We start from the raw sequence: 17,681 nt of genomic DNA on the forward strand, positions 1-17,681 counted from the left end.
CTATAGAAGCCCGACGGCACATCCACGGACCCCTGAACAGGCGGAAGACAATGACACACGAGAACGGCGCACCCGCCCTTCGGTGCCTGGTCACCGGGGCCACCGGCTACATCGGCGGCCGGCTGGTCCCCGAACTGCTCGCCGCCGGCCACCAGGTGCGCTGTCTGGCCCGTTCCCCGGGCAAACTGCGCGACCACCCCTGGGCCGGCCGTGCCGAAGTGGTGCGCGGCGACGTCACCGACGAGGAGTCGGTGCGCGAGGCGATGCGCGGCATCGACGTCGCGTACTACCTGGTCCACGCGCTCGGTACGGGACCCGGCTTCGAACGCACCGACCGGCTGGCCGCCAGGATCTTCGGCGAGCAGGCCCGCGCCGCAGGCGTCCGCCGCATCGTCTACCTCGGCGGGCTCACCCCGCACGGCGTGCCGGACCGGGAACTGTCGCCGCATCTGCGCTCGCGCGCCGAGGTGGGCGAGATCCTCCTGAACTCCGGGGTGGCGACGACCGTACTGCGCGCCGCCGTCATCATCGGCTCCGGCTCCGCTTCCTTCGAGATGCTCCGCTACCTCACCGAGCGGCTGCCAGTCATGATCACGCCCAGCTGGGTGCGCACCCGTATCCAGCCGATCGCCGTACGGGACGTCCTGCGCTACCTCGTCGGCAGCGCCTCCATGCCCGCCGAAGTGAACCGTGCCTTCGACATCGGCGGCACCGACGTCGTCACCTACCGCGACATGATGCGCAGATACGCGGCGGTTGCGGGGCTGCCCCGGCGCCTCATCGTCCCCGTGCCGGTCCTGACACCCCGGCTCTCGAGCCACTGGGTCGGCCTGGTCACGCCGGTACCGCGCGCGATCGCCCGGCCGCTCGCCGAATCGCTGCGCCACGAAGTCATCTGCCACGAACACGACATCGCCTCCTACGTACCCGATCCGCCGGGCTCCCCGATCGGCGTCGACACGGCACTGTCCCTGGCGCTCCAGCGGGTCCAGGACGCCCAGGTCACCACCCGCTGGTCCTCCGCGTCCGTGCCCGGCGCCCCCAGCGACCCCCTGCCCACGGACCCCGACTGGTCCGGCGGCAGCCTCTACACCGACCGGCGGGAACTGGCCGTCGAGGCCACACCGCAGGCCCTGTGGCGGGTGATCGAGGGCATCGGGGGCGAGAACGGCTGGTACTCCTTCCCCCTCGCGTGGGCGGTGCGGGGCTGGGCGGACCGCCTGGTCGGCGGGGTGGGGCTGCGGCGCGGCCGCCGGGACGCGCACCGGCTGCGGGTCGGCGACTCGCTGGACTTCTGGCGCGTCGAGGAGATCGAGCGGGGCCGTCTGCTGCGGCTGCGGGCGGAGATGCGGCTGCCGGGCCTTGCCTGGCTGGAGATGTACGCCGACGAGGACGAAGCCGGCCGCACCCGCTACCGCCAGCGGGCCCTGTTCCACCCCCGCGGTCTGCTCGGCCACGCGTACTGGTGGAGCGTCTCGCCGTTCCACGCCGTCGTCTTCGGCGGCATGGCCCGCAACATCGCCCTTGCCGCGGCCGGACAGCCCCCGGAGAGGCCGGTGGACCACAGCCTCGCGCCCTGAGCCGGTGAGCCGGACGCGTCCGGTGAAGCCCCGTGGACCGGAGTCCGGGAAGCGCCGCCCCGTCCACCGGGTTCGTCGTGGGAGCCGGGTGGCCGGTGGCCGGGCGAGGACGGGGAGGGGAACGAGGACGGGGAGGGGCGGTGTCCGTGGCCCAGGGGCGCTGCTCGTCGAGTGCGGTGGCGAGCGCGGCGCACGCCCGTACCCCCGGGCCCGTACGGCCAGGGCGGGGCCGGCCCGCCAGGCGTCGTGACCGGTGGCGCTCAGACCCGGCAGCAGCCGCCCGCGGCCGGCGAGCTGGAGCGCGACGAGGACGACCGCACCCAGAAGGCGACCTTGCCGACGGACGCGTGTCGGGTCCGCGGGCAGGAAGGCCACCGAGCATCGGGTGAGTCCGGAGATCCCGGAGAGCGTTGCCGCAGGAGGCCGGTGCACAGCGACGCCGTATCCCGCACGTGTGGCCGGCCGGGTCCGAAGCCGCCGCGGGTCCTGCATCCGCTCTCCGGCGGTGTGCCCGGCCCCACTGCCGTGAGCTGGGGCCCGCACCAGCGCAACAGGGGGGCTCACACCATGGTCGTCAAGGGGTCCGGTACATAGTTTCGTGAGGTCAGAGCCAGGTCCTACAGACCGGAGACCCCCCATGCCCCAGGCCGCCGCCGTCGCGGAACCCACGACAGGCACCTCCGGGAGCGATTTCGCCCCGCTCCTGCGAACAACCAGGGAGCAGGGGCTCCTGGAGCGCCGCACCGGCTGGTACGCACGGGGAATCGCCGCCAACCTGCTCGCCCTGGCCGCTGTCGTCACCGGCATCGTGCTCATCGGTGACTCCTGGTGGACGCTCCCGCTCGCCCTGCCCCTGACAGTGCTGTGGGCCCGTACCGCCTTCGTCGGTCACGACGCGGGGCACGCCCAGATAACCGGAAACCGCAGGGCGAGCCTGGTGATCAGCCTGGTCCACAGCAATCTGCTGCTCGGTATGAACCAGGCGTGGTGGAACGACAAGCACGTGCGCCACCACGCCAACCCCAACCACATCGACAAGGACCCGGACGTCGGCGTGGGGGCGCTGGTCTGGACCCAGAAGCAAGCAGAGCAGCGAGAAGGTTTCGCCCGCTGGCTCACCCGCAACCAGGCGCGCCTGTTCTTCCCGATGCTGCTGCTCGAAGGCATCGCGCTGAAGATCTACGGTTTCCAGTACCTGCGCCGCCAGCCGGTGCGCGAGCGCATGCTGGAGGGCCCGCTGCTCGTGGCCCACCTCGTCGGCTACTTCGCGCTTCTGTTCACCGTCATGTCGCCCGGCAAGGCGGTTGCCTTCGCGCTGGTGCACCACGCGCTGTTCGGCCTCCACCTGGGCATGGCCTTCGCGCCCAACCACAAGGGGATGGAGATGCCCGACCCCGACGGCGAGCGCTGGGGCCACCTGCGCCGACAGGTGGTCACCTCACGCAACGTGCGCGGCGGGATACTCACCGACTGGTTCCTGGGCGGCCTGAACTACCAGATAGAGCACCACCTCTTCCCGAGCATGGCGCGTCCGAATCTGCGGCTCGTCCAGCCGCTGGTGCGTGCGCACTGCCGGGCGCTGGGTATGCCGTACACGGAGGCAGGACTGATCGACTCGTACCGGCAGGCGCTGACGCACATGCACGAGGTCGGCGAACCTCTCAGGACCGACAGGACCGGCGGCGCTGTCTAGCGGTCGCGTGGCGGAACTGTGGCGCGGGCGCGCACGTTACCGGAACATGAGCGGCAACAGCCGCGAAGGAGGCGTCGAAGATGTCGAAGAGCGCGAAGGTCGCCACCGGTGGCGTGGTGGTGGGAGTCGCCCTGATCTGGGTGATCGGGTTCTGGCCCGCTCTGCTGGTCATGATCGGCGTGCCCGTTGCGGCGTATCTCATGCTGGACAACTCGCAGCGCCGCAGGCTGCGCCGGGTCTCACGCAAGGAGATCGGCCGCTGACCCGGCCCCGGGCCGTGCCGTGCCGTGAGAGGGTCCCGGAAGGGCCAAGTAGCCAAGTACCGGCACGGAAGAGGGGAATTCCGCACCATGGGCGGCACCGTCACGGCGGTCAGCAGCAACGCCGAGTACGCGTTCACCAAGCCGAACCGCGACAGCACCACGCTGCTGGCCGGGCTCGGCGTGGAAGGCGATGTGCATGCGGGGACGAGGGTCAAGCACCGTTCCCGGGTCGCCAAGGACCCCACCCAGCCCAACCTGCGCCAGGTGCACCTCATACACGAGGAGCTCTTCGGCGAGCTGCTCCAGGAAGGCTTCACCGTCGAGCCCGGCCACCTCGGCGAGAACATCACCACCAGCGGAATCGACCTCCTGGGACTCCCGCAAGGCACCCTGCTGCACATCGGCGGGGAAGCGGTCGTCGAGATCACCGGCCTGCGCAACCCCTGCGTGCAGATCGACGCCTTCCAGGACGGTCTCCTGAAGCAGGTCGTCGGCCGGAACGCAGAGGGCGACATCGTGCGCAAGGCCGGAATCATGAGCGTCGTCAGGACGGGCGGGGTGGTCCGGCCCGGCGACCGGATCGAGGTCGTACTGCCGGCGGAGCCGCACCGTCCCCTGGAGTGTGTCTGAGCCGCGGCCCGGCTCGGCTCGGCGCACAGCAGTTGACCGCACCACCGCCCGCGGGCCCGGACGATCACCGGGCCCGCGGGCGGAGCGCCGCAGCCCTCCACCCGCGCGACGGGCGCCCCGGAAGCGGAGCAGGACCGGCCGCAGCCGTTCGGCAGCAGCGTGCCCGGGTCACCGTGCAACGTCGTGCCCGCCGAGGAAGCGGGACAGGCAGGGGCGTACGACGGGCGTACGGTTCGAGACCGAGCGCCGCGCAGGCCTCCGGGCAGCCGTCACCGGGCACGCCCGGGAACTGCGCGGGCCCCGGTCAGGCCGCCGGGAGGCCGAGAAGCGTACGTGCCACGGTGCGCGGTGATTGGCCGCGCTCCCGCGCGAGCGCGATGACCGCGCGGCAGGCCAGTTCGTTGACGCCGAAGGAGAGCGCCTCCGGCGAGACCCAGCCCGCCGCCTCATCCATACGCGGCTCGTCGTCGTCCGCGCACGCGGACACATAGGCCGCAGCGGCCTCGAAGATGTTGTGCTGCCGCGTTTCCGGGTGCGCCCGCGGCGCACTGCCCCGACGCGGCCCGAAGCGCTTCCGGAGTCTGTCCAGCATCCGGACCACCTTCTTCTTGAGGGGTTCGATCACGACCCATCCATGTGTGCTCTCCCAACGTAGAGTTGGAGCCCGGGCGGCAGAAGGGGGACGGTGCGTTGAAGCGTTACGACCGACTGCGGGAGATCCGGCGACTCGATCCGGAGAAGGACTTCCTGGCGATCTACCGGCTCACCGCGACGTACGAGTTCCCCTGGGACTACACGCGCGCCCTGGAGCTGGCCCTCTACCGCACCTACGCGGTCCCCGGCATCGGCCGCCTCCTCGCGGAGACGGCCGAGCTGACCGACCGTTCGCAGAAGCGCTACGACGACACCGCGCTGCTCCTGGACACCGTCGTGGAGCACGGCTTCGACACCGAGGACGGCCGGACCGCCATCCGCCGCATCAACCAGATGCACCGCAGCTACGACATCAGCAACGACGACATGCGCTATGTGCTGTGCACGTTCGTCGTCATGCCGAAGCGCTGGATCGACTCCTACGGCTGGCGCCGGCTGTCCGACCACGAGCTCCGGGCGTCCGCCGCCTACTACCGCACGCTCGGCCGGCGCATGGGCATCAAGGACATCCCGCAGTCCTACGAGGAGTTCGAGCACTGCCTCGACACCTACGAGGCGCAGCACTTCGGCTGGGACGAGGGGGCACGCAAGGTCTCGGACGCCACCCTCGCCCTCATGGCGTCCTGGTACCCGCGCCCCCTCGCGTCGCTGGCGCGCGGCGCGAGCCTCGCCCTTCTCGACGACGCGCTCCTGCGGGCCTTCCGTTACGACCCCCCGGCGCCCGCCGCGCGAGCGCTGGTCAGGGGTGCCCTCCGGCTGCGCGCCCGCGCCGTCCGCCTGATGCCACCGCGCAGCACGCCGCACTACGCCCGGCAGAATCCCGAGATCAAGGGCTACCCCGGTGGCTACACGGTCGCGAACCTGGGGACTTTTCCGACGCCCGGCACGGGCGTCTGCCCGGTTCCGCACATCGAGGGCCCGGCTGCCACCGCCGAATGACCCGGCCGGGGCGGCGGGGCTCCTGGCTCAGTCCCGGGGGACGGCCAGCGCCAGGAACCGGTCGCTCTCGTCGGTGTACGACGTCAGCCGCCAGCCGGAACGCTCCAGCAGCGGCCGCAGGTTCGGCTCGGCCCGCAGGTCGTCCGGGGTGATCTGCCGTCCCTGACGCGCCGCGAGGGCCGCGCGGCCGATGGGGTGGAACAGCGCCAGCAGGCCGCCGGGCCGCACCGCCCTGGCCAGCTCGCGCAGGTTCTCCGAGGGGCGGGGGAGGTGCGCGATCAGCCCGGCCGCGAAGACGGCGTCCAGGGCCCCTGTCCGTACGGGCAGCCGGGCGACATCGGCGAGCAGCAGCCGTGCGCCGCGATCGCGGCCCGCGCGCACCGCCGCCTCCAGCATCGCCGGTGTCACATCGGCGCCCAGCACCGAACCCCCGGGGCCCACGGCGTCGCGCAGGAACGGCAGTGCGCGCCCCGTGCCGCAGCCTGCGTCGAGCACGGCGTCACCGGCCCGCAGCCCGAGGCGGGCCACCGCGGCGGCGTAGGCCGGTCCGTCGTCCGGGAAGCGGGCGTCCCAGTCCGCGGCCCGGGCCGTGAAGAAATCCTGAACGTGCGTGTGATCGTCGGCCATGCGCCCATCGTCTCCCCTCACTCCCGCCTCTTCGGAACTCCGGCGACTCCCACACAGATGTGGTATGCATGTTCGAGCTGGGTCCGGTCGTCCGGGAACGTACCTCTGTCGTCTTCCGGCAGCTTTCGAAATGCGCTCCCTGCGTGCGCCCCCTGCGGGACCGGCGTCCCTCGGCCATGGGAGACCTGGACCGCGCCGCCCTCGCGCTGCGCCGCACCGTACGAGCGCTGGGCGCGGGCGGACGCTCCCGCCGCGACTGGCTGATCACCGCCGCGTCCGCCATCGGCACCGGCAGCTGGACGATGCACTTCGTCGCGATGCTGGTCGTCGGCGCCGGGGTGTTCGCGGTCGGCTACGGCCGTGACCGTGGCAGGGCGCTGCTCCTCGGCGGCCTCACCACACGGCTGGGCGTGGCGAGCATGCACTACCTCGGCATGGCCGCGCTGCGCCTGAACGGCGCCGTCTCCTACGGGTTCTGGTACACCTCGTCGAGTACGCCGGAAGGATGCGCACGGCCCGGCCGCTCGACACGGTGGGCTGAACCACCCCGGGCCCCCTCCGCGCCTGATGCCCGTGGCACCGAAGGAGACCCGTGCTTGCCGCGACGACGCCAGTGGGGAAGGCTTGTCCCCGAACGGGGGCAACGGGGAACAAATGAACGGGGAGGGCCGCGACATGGCGCTGGACAAAGGACTCGACTGGCTTCTGGACGACCTGGCGAACCGGGTCGAGCACGTGCGGCACGCACTGGTGCTGTCCAACGACGGCCTGGTGACCGGGGCGAGCGCCGGCCTGGCGCGCGAGGACGCCGAGCATCTGGCCGCGGTGTCCTCGGGACTGCACAGCCTCGCCAAGGGGGCGGGCCGGCACTTCCGGGCCGGCAAAGTCCGCCAGACGATGGTCGAGTTCGAGGACGGGGTTCTCTTCGTCACCGCGGCGGGCGACGGCAGCTGCCTGTGCGTGCTGAGTGCCGCCGAGGCCGACATCGGACAGGTCGCGTACGAGATGACGCTGCTCGTCAACCGAGTCGGCGAACACCTCGGGGTTGCCGCGAGGCAGCCGGGTCTCGCCGGGGACACCGAGCTCTGACCTGCGCGTACGCGCCCGGCCGAAAGTTGTCCACAGGCTGGGCGGGCAACGCGCCATCCGGGCTACGGTCGTCACCGAGAGTATTCGCGGCTCACGGGGAGACGATCATGGCCGTACGAGAAGCACACCGCACCACTGCCGTGGCCCGGGCCGGCAGGCCGCTGTCCGCGTCCCGGGCCGCCCAGGAACTCGGTTTGAAGCGGAGTGAGTTGGACCTTGGGGTCCTTCTGGGCCACATCCGCACCACAGTTGACGCGGACGGCAGCCACCGCCGGGTCGCCCGCGAGGAGATCGACAGGCTCCGGGCGGCGGGCCTGAACCAGGAAACGCTGCGTGAGCGGGTCCGGACCGTAGGCACCACCGAGGGCGCGCAGCTGATGGGCATCAGCTCCGTCCGGTTCGGCAAGCTCGCCCGCACCGGGTACCTCACTCCCGTCAAGTTCCACCTGAACCGCTGCCGGGCGGTCGTCTGGCTGTACCTCGCCGAAGAACTGAAGGAACTCGCCGACCGCGAGCCCGGTCTGCTCACCGGCAGGTCACCGCAGGCGATGCGTGCCCTGCTCGACGCGGGGGAGGACCGCCGTGCCCGCAACTGGCGGGGCCGGCGCCTCGGTCTGCTGACACGGCAGACGGAAGACCCCTGGGAGCAGGCGGCGATCACCAGTACCGCCCTCGACCCCGTCCAGTTCGCGGAGGTCGTCGACGACCCCTACGAGCGCGCGTACCTCAACAGACTCCGGCCAGGGCTGGTGGGGCGCCACGGTGAATCGCCCGCCACGCGCGAGGCCATGGACCGGCTGCTGCCGGCCGACGGCCCCGACGAGATCCTCTGGCAGCGGGTGAACCTCGCACTGCTCCTGGACGAGGCCCGCGAACACCGCCCCGCGCCGCGCCCGGAGAACAGCCGCCCCCTGCCTCCTCCCGTCCCGGAGACGTCCCGGGGCCTGCGCGCATGGCTGCACCGCAGGAAGTCCCCTGGCGATCAGCTCCCCTCTTGGCGATCACGGGATTCCGGGGCTCATGGGCTGTCCGACCACGGCTCGGGCTCGCTCGATGGCTGAGGAGACGTCGACGGAACAGGCCGGAACGCCTGCGTTCGCCCCACGTGGCATACGGCCGACCCGACCCGACCCGACCCGGCCCGGCGCCCCGGCATCCGCGCCGCCGAACGCCGAGGACGCGCCCGCATCCGCAGTGAGAATCGGTAGTGAGGATCGGTAGTGAGGATCGGTAGTGAGAAACGCGTCCGCTGGGACCGACGGTCCCTCAAGACCGCAGCCTGACCCAACTGGCGAACCTGCGTGTGCGGTCACAGCATCAACAGCCGAACGGGGGTGGAGAAGTGACGGGCAGCTGGTCCTGGTGCCGGGCGGGGCCTCAACGCCACGCGTGGCGGACCTTCAACCGTCCGAACCCCATGGTCCCCGAGATCCGGATCCTTGTGCCGCGACGTCGCCCACTGGCCCCGCCTGTCCCTGACCGCACCCCCCTCCAAGGCGCCGAGCGAGCGGCTGTCTGAGCACCCCGCCCTGCCCGGCGCGGTCGGTGGGACGACCGCGCCGGGGAGCAGGCGCGGGCGGCCCGTGCTCAGCCGGCGATCCCGGTACGGGCGTACCGGCCCGGGGTGGTGCCCACGAACCGCTTGAAGTGCCGGGTGAGGTGGGACTGGTCGTAGAAACCTGCGGCGGTCGCCACCTCGCCCGGCGGCTGCCCGTCGAGCAGCAGGCGGCGGGCCAGGTCGACGCGGCGGGACGTCACGTACTGGTGCGGAGCAATGCCGAAGGCACCACTGAAGGCACGTACGAGATGGGCGGGGTGGGCGTGCACCAGGCGTGCGGCCTCTTCCAGGGCGATGCCTCCCCGCAGTCGCTCGTCGAGGAGGTCACGCAGGCTCTGGGCGACGCCCCGGCCGGGCTCCGCCCTGCCGACGGCCGGCCCGGGACGCAGATGCCCGCGCAGTCGCTCACCGATGAGGGCCAGACGGCTCTCCGCCTCCAACTCGTCGCCCCGGTTCGCGAGGGCTGTGTGCAGCTGCCCGACGCGTCTGCGCAGGACGGGATCGGCGAGGTCCGGGCCGTCCACCGCCGGCCCGATGAAGCTCTCGTCCAGCTGCGTCATGTCGAGGTAGAGCACGCGCTTGTGAAAACCGTGAGGGGTGGCAGGTGAGCCGTTGTGCGGGACCTGCGGCGGGAGCAGGCTCACGGTGTCGCTCGGGGTGCCGCGCTCGTAGCGGTCCAGTTCGTAACGGACCGCGCCGTCGTCGACGATCAGCAGGGTCCAGGCGTCGTGGACGTGCATGGGGTACGCGTGCTCGGTGAAGTGGGCGTGGAAGACCTCCACGACGCCCGCGACCCGCGGGCGCCAGGCGGAGATCTCCTGCCGGGGCACCATGCAAAGAACGTACAAGACGGAGAAGGCGCGCACCGTGGAGTCTCGCAGCATGAGAACTGAGCATGAGATCGAGACCGGAACCGGGATCGGGACCGTCGCAAAGCCCGAGGGCGGGCCGGTCCGCTTCGACACCAGGATCGCCGTCCTGCTGCGTGACGACCTTGAGTCCTGGCAGCGGCTGAATGTGACGGCCTTCTTGGTCAGCGGGCTCGGCACGGCATCGCCCGAGGTGATCGGCGAGCCGTACGCGGACGCCGACGACACCGCGTATCTGCCGATGTTCCGCCAGCCCGTGCTGGTCTTCGAGGGGACGAAGGAGACACTGACCGCCGCGCACGGCCGGGCGCTGTCCCGCTCGCTGCCGAGGGCCGTGTTCACGTCGGATCTGTTCGGCACGGGCAACGACCGGGACAACCGTGCGGCTGTACGAGCCGTGGGCAGGGGCCGGCTCGATCTGGTGGGAATGGCCGTTTACGGGCCGCGCAACGCGGTGGACAAGGTCCTCAAGGGCGCGCGAATGCACCCCTGACCGGCTTCACGCCTCGCCCGTTCCGGTGTGGTGCGTGCCTGTTGCTGTTGCCCGCGGCGGTGCTGAATGCCCGGTCCCGGAGCTCCGGCACCACCATGCCCGGGCGGGCCCCGGCGGCGGACTTGGTGTGTACCTGTCGCTAGAGTGCGGTGCTTGATCGAGTGCCGTACGGCGAAGGGGGAGAAATGAATGGGCAACTGAAGGACATAGCCGATGAGTTGGCCGAGGTGCTGTGGCGGGAGCGCACCGTGTACCGGGACCGGGCCGGGGGCGTGGTGATCCGGGGTGAGCACGTGCGGCGCTGGATCAGTCTTGCTCCTGCGGGGGGCCGGGGCGAGGTCCTCGTCCGCGCGGGCCGCATCCTCGACGGCGGCACCACGGCCCCGGCGCGTTCGGAAGTGATCGTGCCCCTTGCCGCCGGGACGGGCGAGCTCGCCGCTACCTGCCGTCGCCTGCTCGCCGAGACCGCCGCCGATGCGGCGACGCGAGCGCCGGATCCCTCAAGGGCCGGTCGCTCCGGACGGCCAGGACGCCCAGGACGGTCCGGGCGGTCGAGACGGTCCGGGCTGTCCGGCAAGCCGCGGCCGGGCGGCAGGCATACGGGCTTCAGCTCCTGGGTGGTCCTTGCCTGCGTGGCCGGGATAGTGGCTCTCTATCTCCACAGCGCCGGGGTGTTCGGCGGGTGACAGATGCGACAAGGGCGGCAGAAACGCCCTGAGGCCGGCCGTGTGCTCGCCGGTCCGGAGTCCGCCCGGCGTGTTGTACCGGTCCTGGTGCCGCCGGTCGCCGTATCGGACGTAACGGACACCATCAGACGGCCTTGCGGGCCTTGACGAGGAAACGGGTCGAGTGGGCCACGAACGGCCCCTCGCTCTCGATCTTGTCGTGCAGTTCCCGCAGCCGGTCGCGGTACTGGTCGACGGTGAAACCGGGAACCATCCAGATCACCTTGCGAAGGAAGTAGACCACCGCGCCGATGTCGAAGAACTCGGTCCGCAGCCGCTCGAACCGCAAGTCGACAACCTCCAGGCCGGCGGCCTCGGCGTTCCGGCGTTCGTCGTCCGGGTGGCGGCCGCGGCGGACTTCCTCGGGCTGCGGCCCGAGGAAGTATTCGACCAGCTCGAAGACGCTGGAGTGGCCGACGTGCTGGGCCAGGTACGTGCCGCCGTCCTGGAGCACGCGGGCGATCTCCTGCCACCACACCGTCGCCGGATGACGGCTGGTCACCAGGTCGAAGGCGGCGTCGGCGAAGGGCAGCGGAGGTTCGTCGTCGTCGGCCACCACGACTGCGCCGAGCGGATGCAGCAGCCTGGTCGCCTTGGCGACGTTGGGTGGCCAGGACTCCGTGGCCACCATGGTCGGTGGCAGTCTCGGCGCGCCGGCGAGGACTTCCCCGCCGCCGGTCTGGATGTCGAGGGCGGCGGAAGCGCGGGTCAAGTGCTCACTCATCGTGCGCTGATATCCCCACGAGGGGCGCTGCTCGGTGGCCCGGCCCTCCAGCCAGGAGAAGTCCCAGCCGTCCACCGAGACGGCTTCCGCCTCGGACACAAGTTCGTCGAAGGTGTGTGACATACCCGGATCATCATCATGAAAAAGGGTGAGGTCAAAGGGAATTCTTCTGCGCGCTGTCCCTGCACCGCCACAGCGCCACACCGTCACATCACGACTTGCCTCGCGTCCCGTCGCGCCCTCGGGCGCACCCGGGGCCGCTCGTCCGCGGACGTACACGAGCGGGAAAAGGGGCTACGGCCGATGCGCTCGTCCCGGTGGCGCCCCGGAGTGTCACCTGAAGCGTCGGAGGTGTGCCCGCCCGGGACATGCGCAGGTTGCGGCAGGCCCGGGCGGGCGTGGGGTCTTTCCCGGCGGGGCGCCCGGAGGCGGGCGTGTGCGGATGCGCGGTCGCAGCGGTCAGTGCCGGCGGTCGTCGCCTTCGTCGTCGCCTTCGGTCTCGATCCGCTCCTTGCGCACCTTGCCCTTGACCGTTTCCTGGGCCGTGTGCTCCTCGGGAGTGAGACGGACGCGCTCGACCGGTACCGTCTCGGTCTCCATGACGGGCCGTTCCTCGTGCAGGATCACTTCGTGTTCGGCCTCGGAGATCTCCGGCCCGGACAGAGCCTGGTCCCGGTTGGCGTCGGTGATCGGCTCCCGTTCCACGCGGACCTCCTCGTGACGCACGGGGACGGTCTGCTGCTGTTCTTCGGTCACCACGTACTTGCGGAGCCGTGCCCGACCCACTTCGCGGCGCTCGACGCCGACGCGCATCTCCTCTTCGGAACGCGTCATCGCGTCATCGCCGGACGACCGGGCGCGGGCGTCGCCGGCGGCCGCGCCGGCGTCGACGTACCCGGCGGTGTCGGTGCCGTCGGCCGTCCCGGTGTCCGGGTCGGCGTGGGCCCATCCGCCTCGGCCGGGCTGGTTGGCCTGCTGCCACGCTTCGTCCCATGCGATGCCGTAGTGCTCGTACAGGCGCCGCTCCTCGTCCTCCGACAGGTGGCCGCCGGCGTCGACATCGACGTTGGGGGCGTCCTTCACCCGGTCCTTGGGATACGGGACCTCCAGGTGGTCCTCGACCATGGTGGCGTCATGGATGGGGACGAACGACTCGCTGGTGCCGAACAGACCGGTCTTGACGCTGACCCAGTCCGGCTGGTGAGTGGCATCGTCGAGGAACACGTGCTTGGCGTCGCCGATCTTGTTTCCCTGCGCGTCGTAGACCGGGTGGTCCAGCACCGCGGGGATCTGCTCTCGGGTAATCATCTCGGTCCTCCTGCTTCTCTCTGTGGTCAGTGGCTCGGGTAACCGGTGGAAGCATGGAGAAACGCCTCAACAGGGGACAATCACTAATAAAAAATATTAATATTCGTGCTCGGCTCCAGGTGCGCAACGGGGATTTTGGGGTTACTCGTAGGTCATGGCATCGAAGTGGCAGCCCACGCATGGAGACGACCAGGACCGGCCGACAGGCGCCGGGGCGGACGCGGAGCCCGGCCACCGTGCCGGGCCGGACCCCCGGACGGAGCACGGGGCTCCGGACGGGCCCACCGGAATGGGCAAGAAGTCGTGGGGGGCGGTGCTGCGCCGCACGGTGGCGGAGTTCAAGGACGACGAGCTGGCCGACCGCGCCGCGGCGCTGACCTACTACGGGGTCCTGGCTCTGTTCCCCGCACTGCTGGTGCTGGTCTCGCTGCTGGGGATCGCGGGCGAGTCGGCGACGAAGAGCATCCTGGACAACCTCACGAAGCTCACACCCGGCGCGGCCCGCGACATCATCACCAACGCGGTCGAGCAGTTGCAGGCCAGCGGCGGCACCGGATCCATCCTGGCGATCGTCGGCCTGGTCGGCGCGCTGTGGTCGGCCTCCGGCTACGTGGCCGCCTTCATCCGCAGCTCCAACGCCGTCTACGACATCCCCGAAGGCCGCCCGGCGTGGAAGGTCACACCGTTGCGGCTGGCCCTGACGCTGATCCTGATGGTCCTGGCCTGTGTCAGCGCGCTGATCGTGGTGTTCACCGGCGGGCTGGCCCGGCAGTTGGGTACGGCCCTGGGGATCGGGGACACCGCCCTGACCGTCTGGTCGATCGCCAAGTGGCCGGTCCTGGTCCTGCTGGTCACCATCATGATCGCGCTCCTGTACTGGGCGTCGCCGAACGCCAGGGGCCGCGGTTTCAAGTGGGTCACCCCCGGCAGTTTCCTCGCCCTCGTGATCTGGATGATCGCCTCGGCGGGCTTCGCGCTGTACGTGGCGAACTTCGGTTCGTACAACAAGACCTACGGCACCCTCGCCGGAGTGATCATCTTCCTGGTGTGGCTGTGGATCACCAACCTGGCGATCCTGCTCGGCCTGGAGTTCGATGCGGAGATGTTCCGTCAACGCGCCATCATCGGTGGTCACCCCGCCGATGAGGAGCCCTACGTCGAACCGCGGGACACCCGCAAGTGGAGTGATCAGGACCGCAAGCAGATGGGCCGTGAATGACCGGGCCGGGGCATGCGAACCGGGAAGTCCGTACCGCGCGGCCCAAACGGGCGGTCGTGCGACTCCTCGATGACGCGCGTCGCGTCGACCGACGGCTGACCAGCCGGATCGCCTCCTGGGACTCGCTCTGGGCGAGGCAGGCGTTGCCGGCCGTGGAGTCCGCGGCCGAGAAGACCAAGCTGTGGTGGGGCGCGGCCCTGGCCATGGCCACCGTCGGAGGGCGCTCGGAGCGCAAGGCCGCGGCCGGGGGAGTGGCCGGCATGCTCACCGCGCAGCTGATCGCGAATGCGGTGTGCAAGCAGCTCTACGACCGGCGCAGGCCTCCCGTGGAGATGATCCCGCACGACGACGCCGAGGACCGGCCGGACAGTTCTTCCTTCCCCTCCGGGCACACCGCAGCCGCCGTGGGCTTCACTGTCGCGGTGGCCTTCACCTCGCCGTGGCTGGGAGCGGCCGCCGCGGTTCCCACCGTGATGGTGGCCCTGGAACGCGTCCACACCGGCGCTCATTACCCCAGCGACGTCGTGGTCGGCGCCGCCATAGGCGTGGGCAGTGCCGTGCTGGTCCACCATGCGCCGCGACTGCTGCCGCGTGCCTTGTTGTAGTGCGTCGAGACCACGGGTGGGCGGTTGGTCGCCGCACGACTGGATCGCCGCATCGCCGGATCAGCTGTCGACTGGCGGGTAGGCGCAGTAAGAACTACCACTTGTAACCACCGCTTGTGCGGACAGGAACCGGAAGGCCGAGCAGTGAAAGGCAGGTCACGACGATGAGCACGTCAGCTGACTACCCGCCCCCCAGGGACACCGGAGAATCGGTCGGTGAGCTGGTGAAACAGGCGTCGGAGCAGATCTCCCGGCTGATGCGGCAGGAGTTGCGGCTGGCGCAGGCCGAAATGCAGCAGAAGGGCAAGCGGTTCGGGCTCGGTGGCGGTCTGCTGGGTGGAGCCGGTGTGTTCGGCTTCGTCGCTCTGCAGGCAGTGGCGGCCACCGCGGTCATAGTCCTGGACCTGGTCTGGCCGCTGTGGCTCGCCGCCCTGGCCGTCACCGTCGTCCTGCTCGTGGTGGCGGCCGTACTCGCCGCCGTCGGCAAGAAACAGGTCGCCCGGGCCACGCCCGCCGCTCCCGAGCAGGCCATCCACAGTGTCAAGGCCGACGTGGCCGAGATCAAGGAGAGGGCACGGCGATGACGGACAAGGCACGGGACAACAGCTCCACGCCCGACCCCGACGAACTGCGGACACAGGTGGAGCGGACCCGCGAGGAGCTCGGCCGGACGGTCGAAGCCCTGGCCGCCAAAGCCGATGTGAAAGCGCAGGCGCAGCAGAAGGCGGCGAAGGTGAAGGGCTTGGTGCACGACAAGGCCGCTTCCGCCAATGAACAGCTGACCGAAACCGCCCACACCCTGGGGCGGAAGATCCACGACAAGACCCCGCAGGCCGGTTCGCGAGAAGGCCGGACGGAGGGCGCAGGCGCGCATACCACCCGTAACCTGCTCGTGCTCGCCGGTGTCGGCGTGACCGCGCTCGCCATGATCGTCGTCGTGCGACGCAGCAGGAGGTGTTGATGAAAGCGTCCAAGATTGTCTACAAGCCGGTCGGCCTGGTCCTGGGCGTCATGAGCGGTGTCCTCGCCGGCGCGGTCTTCAAGCAGGTGTGGAAGGTCGCCGGCCACGACGAGGACGCCCCCGACGCCACCGACGAGGAGCGCGGCTGGCGGGAAATCCTGATCGCCGCCACCCTGCAGGGCGCGATCTTCGCCGCGGTCAAGGCGATGGTCGACCGCGGCGGCGCCACCGCCGTGCGGCGCCTGACCGGAACGTGGCCCGGCTGACCCCCGCCCGGCCGGGGGCGCCGCGCCCGGGCCGACCGGGTCAGAGGACCAGGCGTCGTTCGTCCGCGGAAATGGGGAGGTCGTTGATGCTCGCGTAGCGGCGGCGCATCAGGCCGTTCTCGTCGAACTCCCAGGTCTCGTTGCCGTAGCTGCGGAACCACTGGTCTTCGTGGTTGTGCCACTCGTACTCGAAACGGACGGCTATGCGGTTGTCCGTGAAGGCCCACAGTTCCTTGCGCAGGCGGTAGTCCTGCTCGCGCTCCCACTTGCCCCGCAGGAACTCCACGATCTCCGCGCGCCCCCGGAGGAACGTGTCGCGGTTGCGCCACTCGGAGTCCTCGGTATAGGCGAGGGACACCCGCTCGGGGTCCCAGCCGTTCCACGCGTCCTCGGCCGCCCTGACCTTCTGCCGGGCGGTCTCGGTGGTGAACGGCGGGAACGGCGGCCTCTTGTCGGACATGACTCCCCCCCACACGCGGGAGAACGATCATTCTCCCCTGTGTGGGGCAGTTTAGGAGAACAGCGGTTCTCCGGCAAGGGGGAGGGAGGCGCGACACGCCGGGGAGTGACGGCCGGATCTCCGGCACGGCATCGGGCGCAGTAGACGTCCGGCGGCTCACCTCGCGTCAGGTGAGGGCGCCCTTGTCGCTGTGCGGCCGGTGGCCGGCGGTCGGCGACCCGCGCTCCTCGCCTCGACCGAGGGGCACACTCATGGCCTCGCCCTCCACCGGCGGATACGACGCCGGACATGGCGCCGGGTACGGCGGATCCGGTACCGCGCGGGAGATGCCGGCGCAGAGCTCTCTTTCCGGACCGTACGGATGGTCAGGGGCGGACTGCAGGCGTCGTACGGCAGCTCGGGCGAGGTGATGCGTACGCGGTACGGCCCCGAGGGCAGCTCCGGCACCACGACGGACGTCCCGAGCGCGCGCGGGTCGACCTGCGAGGCCAGCACCGCGGCCGGGGACCAGTGCCCCTGCCCGGTCCCGCGCTCCAGCAGGACATTGCACGGATAGTCGAGGGCCCCCGTGATGCGCCAGCTGATCTGCCGTCGCTCGACGCAGTTCCAGCACTCGCCCCCGGCGGGCGCCCGTACGAGCAACGCGTCCGGGGCCGGCGCCGACGAGGTGCGGGGAGGGAACAACGCGTCGGTCGTCCGCTTCAGTTGAGCTCTGGTCAGCGCGATCCAGCGCATACTCGTCCTTCCGTCCTTCCGTCCTCCCGCGGCAGCGGCCGGGCCGTCCGGTGCGGGGAGGCACCGCCTCTTTCGGGTGTTTCCGTCGGGAACACGAGTGACGCGGGACGGAAGTCCCGCCCGGCAGGGGCCTTCGCCACCTTCGTGAGTCATGGCCTCGGCAGGACGGTGGTGAGCGTTCGCGCGTGTCCGAGGGGGAACCTACGATCGAGGAAGGCGGATCTTGACGTGCGACACCGGGAGGTCATCATCGTGAACGTCCGGTGCGGCAGGGCGGTGACGG

At 70.7% G+C, this 17,681-nt stretch carries 21 protein-coding genes and 1 pseudogene; 15 read left to right on the forward strand and 7 right to left on the reverse strand.

The window, feature by feature from the left end; all coding sequences use genetic code 11:
• Window positions 1-50: 50 nt before the first annotated feature.
• The 4 genes from ABD374_RS11125 to ABD374_RS11140 all read left to right on the forward strand — a co-directional run bounded on the left by ABD374_RS11125 (window position 51) and on the right by ABD374_RS11140 (window position 4,166).
• Window positions 51-1,580 (forward strand): SDR family oxidoreductase, encoded by a 1,530-nt coding sequence (locus ABD374_RS11125; protein WP_344494025.1) that lies wholly within the window; start codon window positions 51-53, stop codon window positions 1,578-1,580.
• A gap of 637 nt (window positions 1,581-2,217) precedes the next feature.
• Window positions 2,218-3,273, forward strand: a complete 1,056-nt coding sequence (locus tag ABD374_RS11130; protein WP_344494027.1) for a fatty acid desaturase family protein — start codon at window positions 2,218-2,220, stop codon at window positions 3,271-3,273.
• Window positions 3,274-3,353: 80 nt separating this feature from the next.
• On the forward strand, window positions 3,354-3,536 hold the full coding sequence (locus ABD374_RS11135; protein ID WP_344494029.1) for a hypothetical protein: 183 nt from the start codon (window positions 3,354-3,356) through the stop codon (window positions 3,534-3,536).
• An 87-nt stretch (window positions 3,537-3,623) separates the two neighbouring features.
• Window positions 3,624-4,166 (forward strand): MOSC domain-containing protein, encoded by a 543-nt coding sequence (locus ABD374_RS11140; RefSeq protein ID WP_344494031.1) that lies wholly within the window; start codon window positions 3,624-3,626, stop codon window positions 4,164-4,166.
• 304 nt (window positions 4,167-4,470) lie between these two features.
• On the opposite strand, the gene ABD374_RS11145 is transcribed toward ABD374_RS11140, so the two are convergent.
• Window positions 4,471-4,758, reverse strand: coding sequence for a hypothetical protein (locus ABD374_RS11145; RefSeq protein WP_344494263.1), 288 nt, complete (start codon window positions 4,756-4,758; stop codon window positions 4,471-4,473).
• Window positions 4,759-4,856: 98 nt separating this feature from the next.
• Between ABD374_RS11145 and ABD374_RS11150 the strand changes: the two genes are divergently transcribed.
• Complete coding sequence (locus tag ABD374_RS11150; RefSeq protein ID WP_344494033.1) at window positions 4,857-5,759, forward strand: oxygenase MpaB family protein; 903 nt, start codon at window positions 4,857-4,859, stop codon at window positions 5,757-5,759.
• A gap of 27 nt (window positions 5,760-5,786) precedes the next feature.
• On the opposite strand, the gene ABD374_RS11155 is transcribed toward ABD374_RS11150, so the two are convergent.
• On the reverse strand, window positions 5,787-6,386 hold the full coding sequence (locus tag ABD374_RS11155) for a class I SAM-dependent methyltransferase (protein WP_344494035.1): 600 nt from the start codon (window positions 6,384-6,386) through the stop codon (window positions 5,787-5,789).
• Window positions 6,387-6,703: 317 nt separating this feature from the next.
• Between ABD374_RS11155 and ABD374_RS34560 the strand changes: the two are divergent.
• From ABD374_RS34560 to ABD374_RS11165, 3 genes and pseudogenes are all read left to right on the forward strand, one after another.
• Window positions 6,704-6,862: pseudogene (locus ABD374_RS34560) on the forward strand (MHYT domain-containing protein); the annotation flags it as partial.
• Window positions 6,863-7,061: 199 nt separating this feature from the next.
• Window positions 7,062-7,475 carry a roadblock/LC7 domain-containing protein gene (locus tag ABD374_RS11160; RefSeq protein WP_344494037.1) on the forward strand — a complete coding sequence of 138 codons (414 nt, stop codon included), beginning with the start codon at window positions 7,062-7,064 and terminating at the stop codon, window positions 7,473-7,475.
• Window positions 7,476-7,582: 107 nt separating this feature from the next.
• Window positions 7,583-8,536 (forward strand): DUF6397 family protein, encoded by a 954-nt coding sequence (locus ABD374_RS11165; protein WP_344494039.1) that lies wholly within the window; start codon window positions 7,583-7,585, stop codon window positions 8,534-8,536.
• Window positions 8,537-9,062: 526 nt separating this feature from the next.
• On the opposite strand, the gene ABD374_RS11170 is transcribed toward ABD374_RS11165, so the two are convergent.
• Complete coding sequence (locus ABD374_RS11170; protein ID WP_344494041.1) at window positions 9,063-9,866, reverse strand: helix-turn-helix transcriptional regulator; 804 nt, start codon at window positions 9,864-9,866, stop codon at window positions 9,063-9,065.
• Window positions 9,867-9,915: 49 nt separating this feature from the next.
• Here ABD374_RS11170 and ABD374_RS11175 point away from each other — a divergent pair, with 49 nt between their 5' ends.
• Window positions 9,916-10,395: a DUF2000 family protein gene (locus ABD374_RS11175; protein WP_344494043.1), complete on the forward strand. Its 480-nt coding sequence runs from the start codon at window positions 9,916-9,918 to the stop codon at window positions 10,393-10,395.
• Between the two features lie 185 nt (window positions 10,396-10,580).
• On the forward strand, window positions 10,581-11,081 hold the full coding sequence (locus ABD374_RS11180; RefSeq protein WP_344494045.1) for a hypothetical protein: 501 nt from the start codon (window positions 10,581-10,583) through the stop codon (window positions 11,079-11,081).
• Between the two features lie 124 nt (window positions 11,082-11,205).
• On the opposite strand, the gene ABD374_RS11185 is transcribed toward ABD374_RS11180, so the two are convergent.
• Together ABD374_RS11185 and ABD374_RS11190 are read right to left on the reverse strand one after the other, a co-directional pair.
• Window positions 11,206-11,967 carry a class I SAM-dependent methyltransferase gene (locus tag ABD374_RS11185; protein WP_344494047.1) on the reverse strand — a complete coding sequence of 254 codons (762 nt, stop codon included), beginning with the start codon at window positions 11,965-11,967 and terminating at the stop codon, window positions 11,206-11,208.
• A gap of 336 nt (window positions 11,968-12,303) precedes the next feature.
• Window positions 12,304-13,152, reverse strand: coding sequence for a DUF2382 domain-containing protein (locus tag ABD374_RS11190; protein WP_344494049.1), 849 nt, complete (start codon window positions 13,150-13,152; stop codon window positions 12,304-12,306).
• Between the two features lie 154 nt (window positions 13,153-13,306).
• Here ABD374_RS11190 and ABD374_RS11195 point away from each other — a divergent pair, with 154 nt between their 5' ends.
• The 5 genes from ABD374_RS11195 to ABD374_RS11215 all read left to right on the forward strand — a co-directional run bounded on the left by ABD374_RS11195 (window position 13,307) and on the right by ABD374_RS11215 (window position 16,203).
• Window positions 13,307-14,371: a YihY/virulence factor BrkB family protein gene (locus ABD374_RS11195; RefSeq protein ID WP_344494051.1), complete on the forward strand. Its 1,065-nt coding sequence runs from the start codon at window positions 13,307-13,309 to the stop codon at window positions 14,369-14,371.
• 56 nt (window positions 14,372-14,427) lie between these two features.
• Window positions 14,428-14,976 (forward strand): phosphatase PAP2 family protein, encoded by a 549-nt coding sequence (locus ABD374_RS11200; protein ID WP_344494053.1) that lies wholly within the window; start codon window positions 14,428-14,430, stop codon window positions 14,974-14,976.
• 164 nt (window positions 14,977-15,140) lie between these two features.
• Window positions 15,141-15,560 carry a phage holin family protein gene (locus tag ABD374_RS11205; protein ID WP_344494055.1) on the forward strand — a complete coding sequence of 140 codons (420 nt, stop codon included), beginning with the start codon at window positions 15,141-15,143 and terminating at the stop codon, window positions 15,558-15,560.
• Window positions 15,557-15,937: a DUF3618 domain-containing protein gene (locus tag ABD374_RS11210; RefSeq protein WP_344494057.1), complete on the forward strand. Its 381-nt coding sequence runs from the start codon at window positions 15,557-15,559 to the stop codon at window positions 15,935-15,937. The genes ABD374_RS11205 and ABD374_RS11210 overlap by 4 nt, the downstream gene beginning before the upstream one ends.
• On the forward strand, window positions 15,937-16,203 hold the full coding sequence (locus ABD374_RS11215; RefSeq protein WP_344494059.1) for a DUF4235 domain-containing protein: 267 nt from the start codon (window positions 15,937-15,939) through the stop codon (window positions 16,201-16,203). Before ABD374_RS11210 ends, ABD374_RS11215 begins: the two co-directional genes overlap by 1 nt.
• A 40-nt stretch (window positions 16,204-16,243) precedes the next feature.
• Here the strand turns inward: ABD374_RS11215 and ABD374_RS11220 are convergent, their stop codons facing one another.
• Complete coding sequence (locus ABD374_RS11220) at window positions 16,244-16,663, reverse strand: DUF1348 family protein (protein ID WP_344494061.1); 420 nt, start codon at window positions 16,661-16,663, stop codon at window positions 16,244-16,246.
• Window positions 16,664-16,912: 249 nt separating this feature from the next.
• On the reverse strand, window positions 16,913-17,398 hold the full coding sequence (locus tag ABD374_RS11225) for a hypothetical protein (RefSeq protein WP_344494063.1): 486 nt from the start codon (window positions 17,396-17,398) through the stop codon (window positions 16,913-16,915).
• Window positions 17,399-17,681 lie beyond the last annotated feature (283 nt).

Origin of the sequence: Streptomyces enissocaesilis, from assembly GCF_039533765.1 — a bacterium.
Lineage (GTDB): Bacteria > Actinomycetota > Actinomycetes > Streptomycetales > Streptomycetaceae > Streptomyces > Streptomyces enissocaesilis.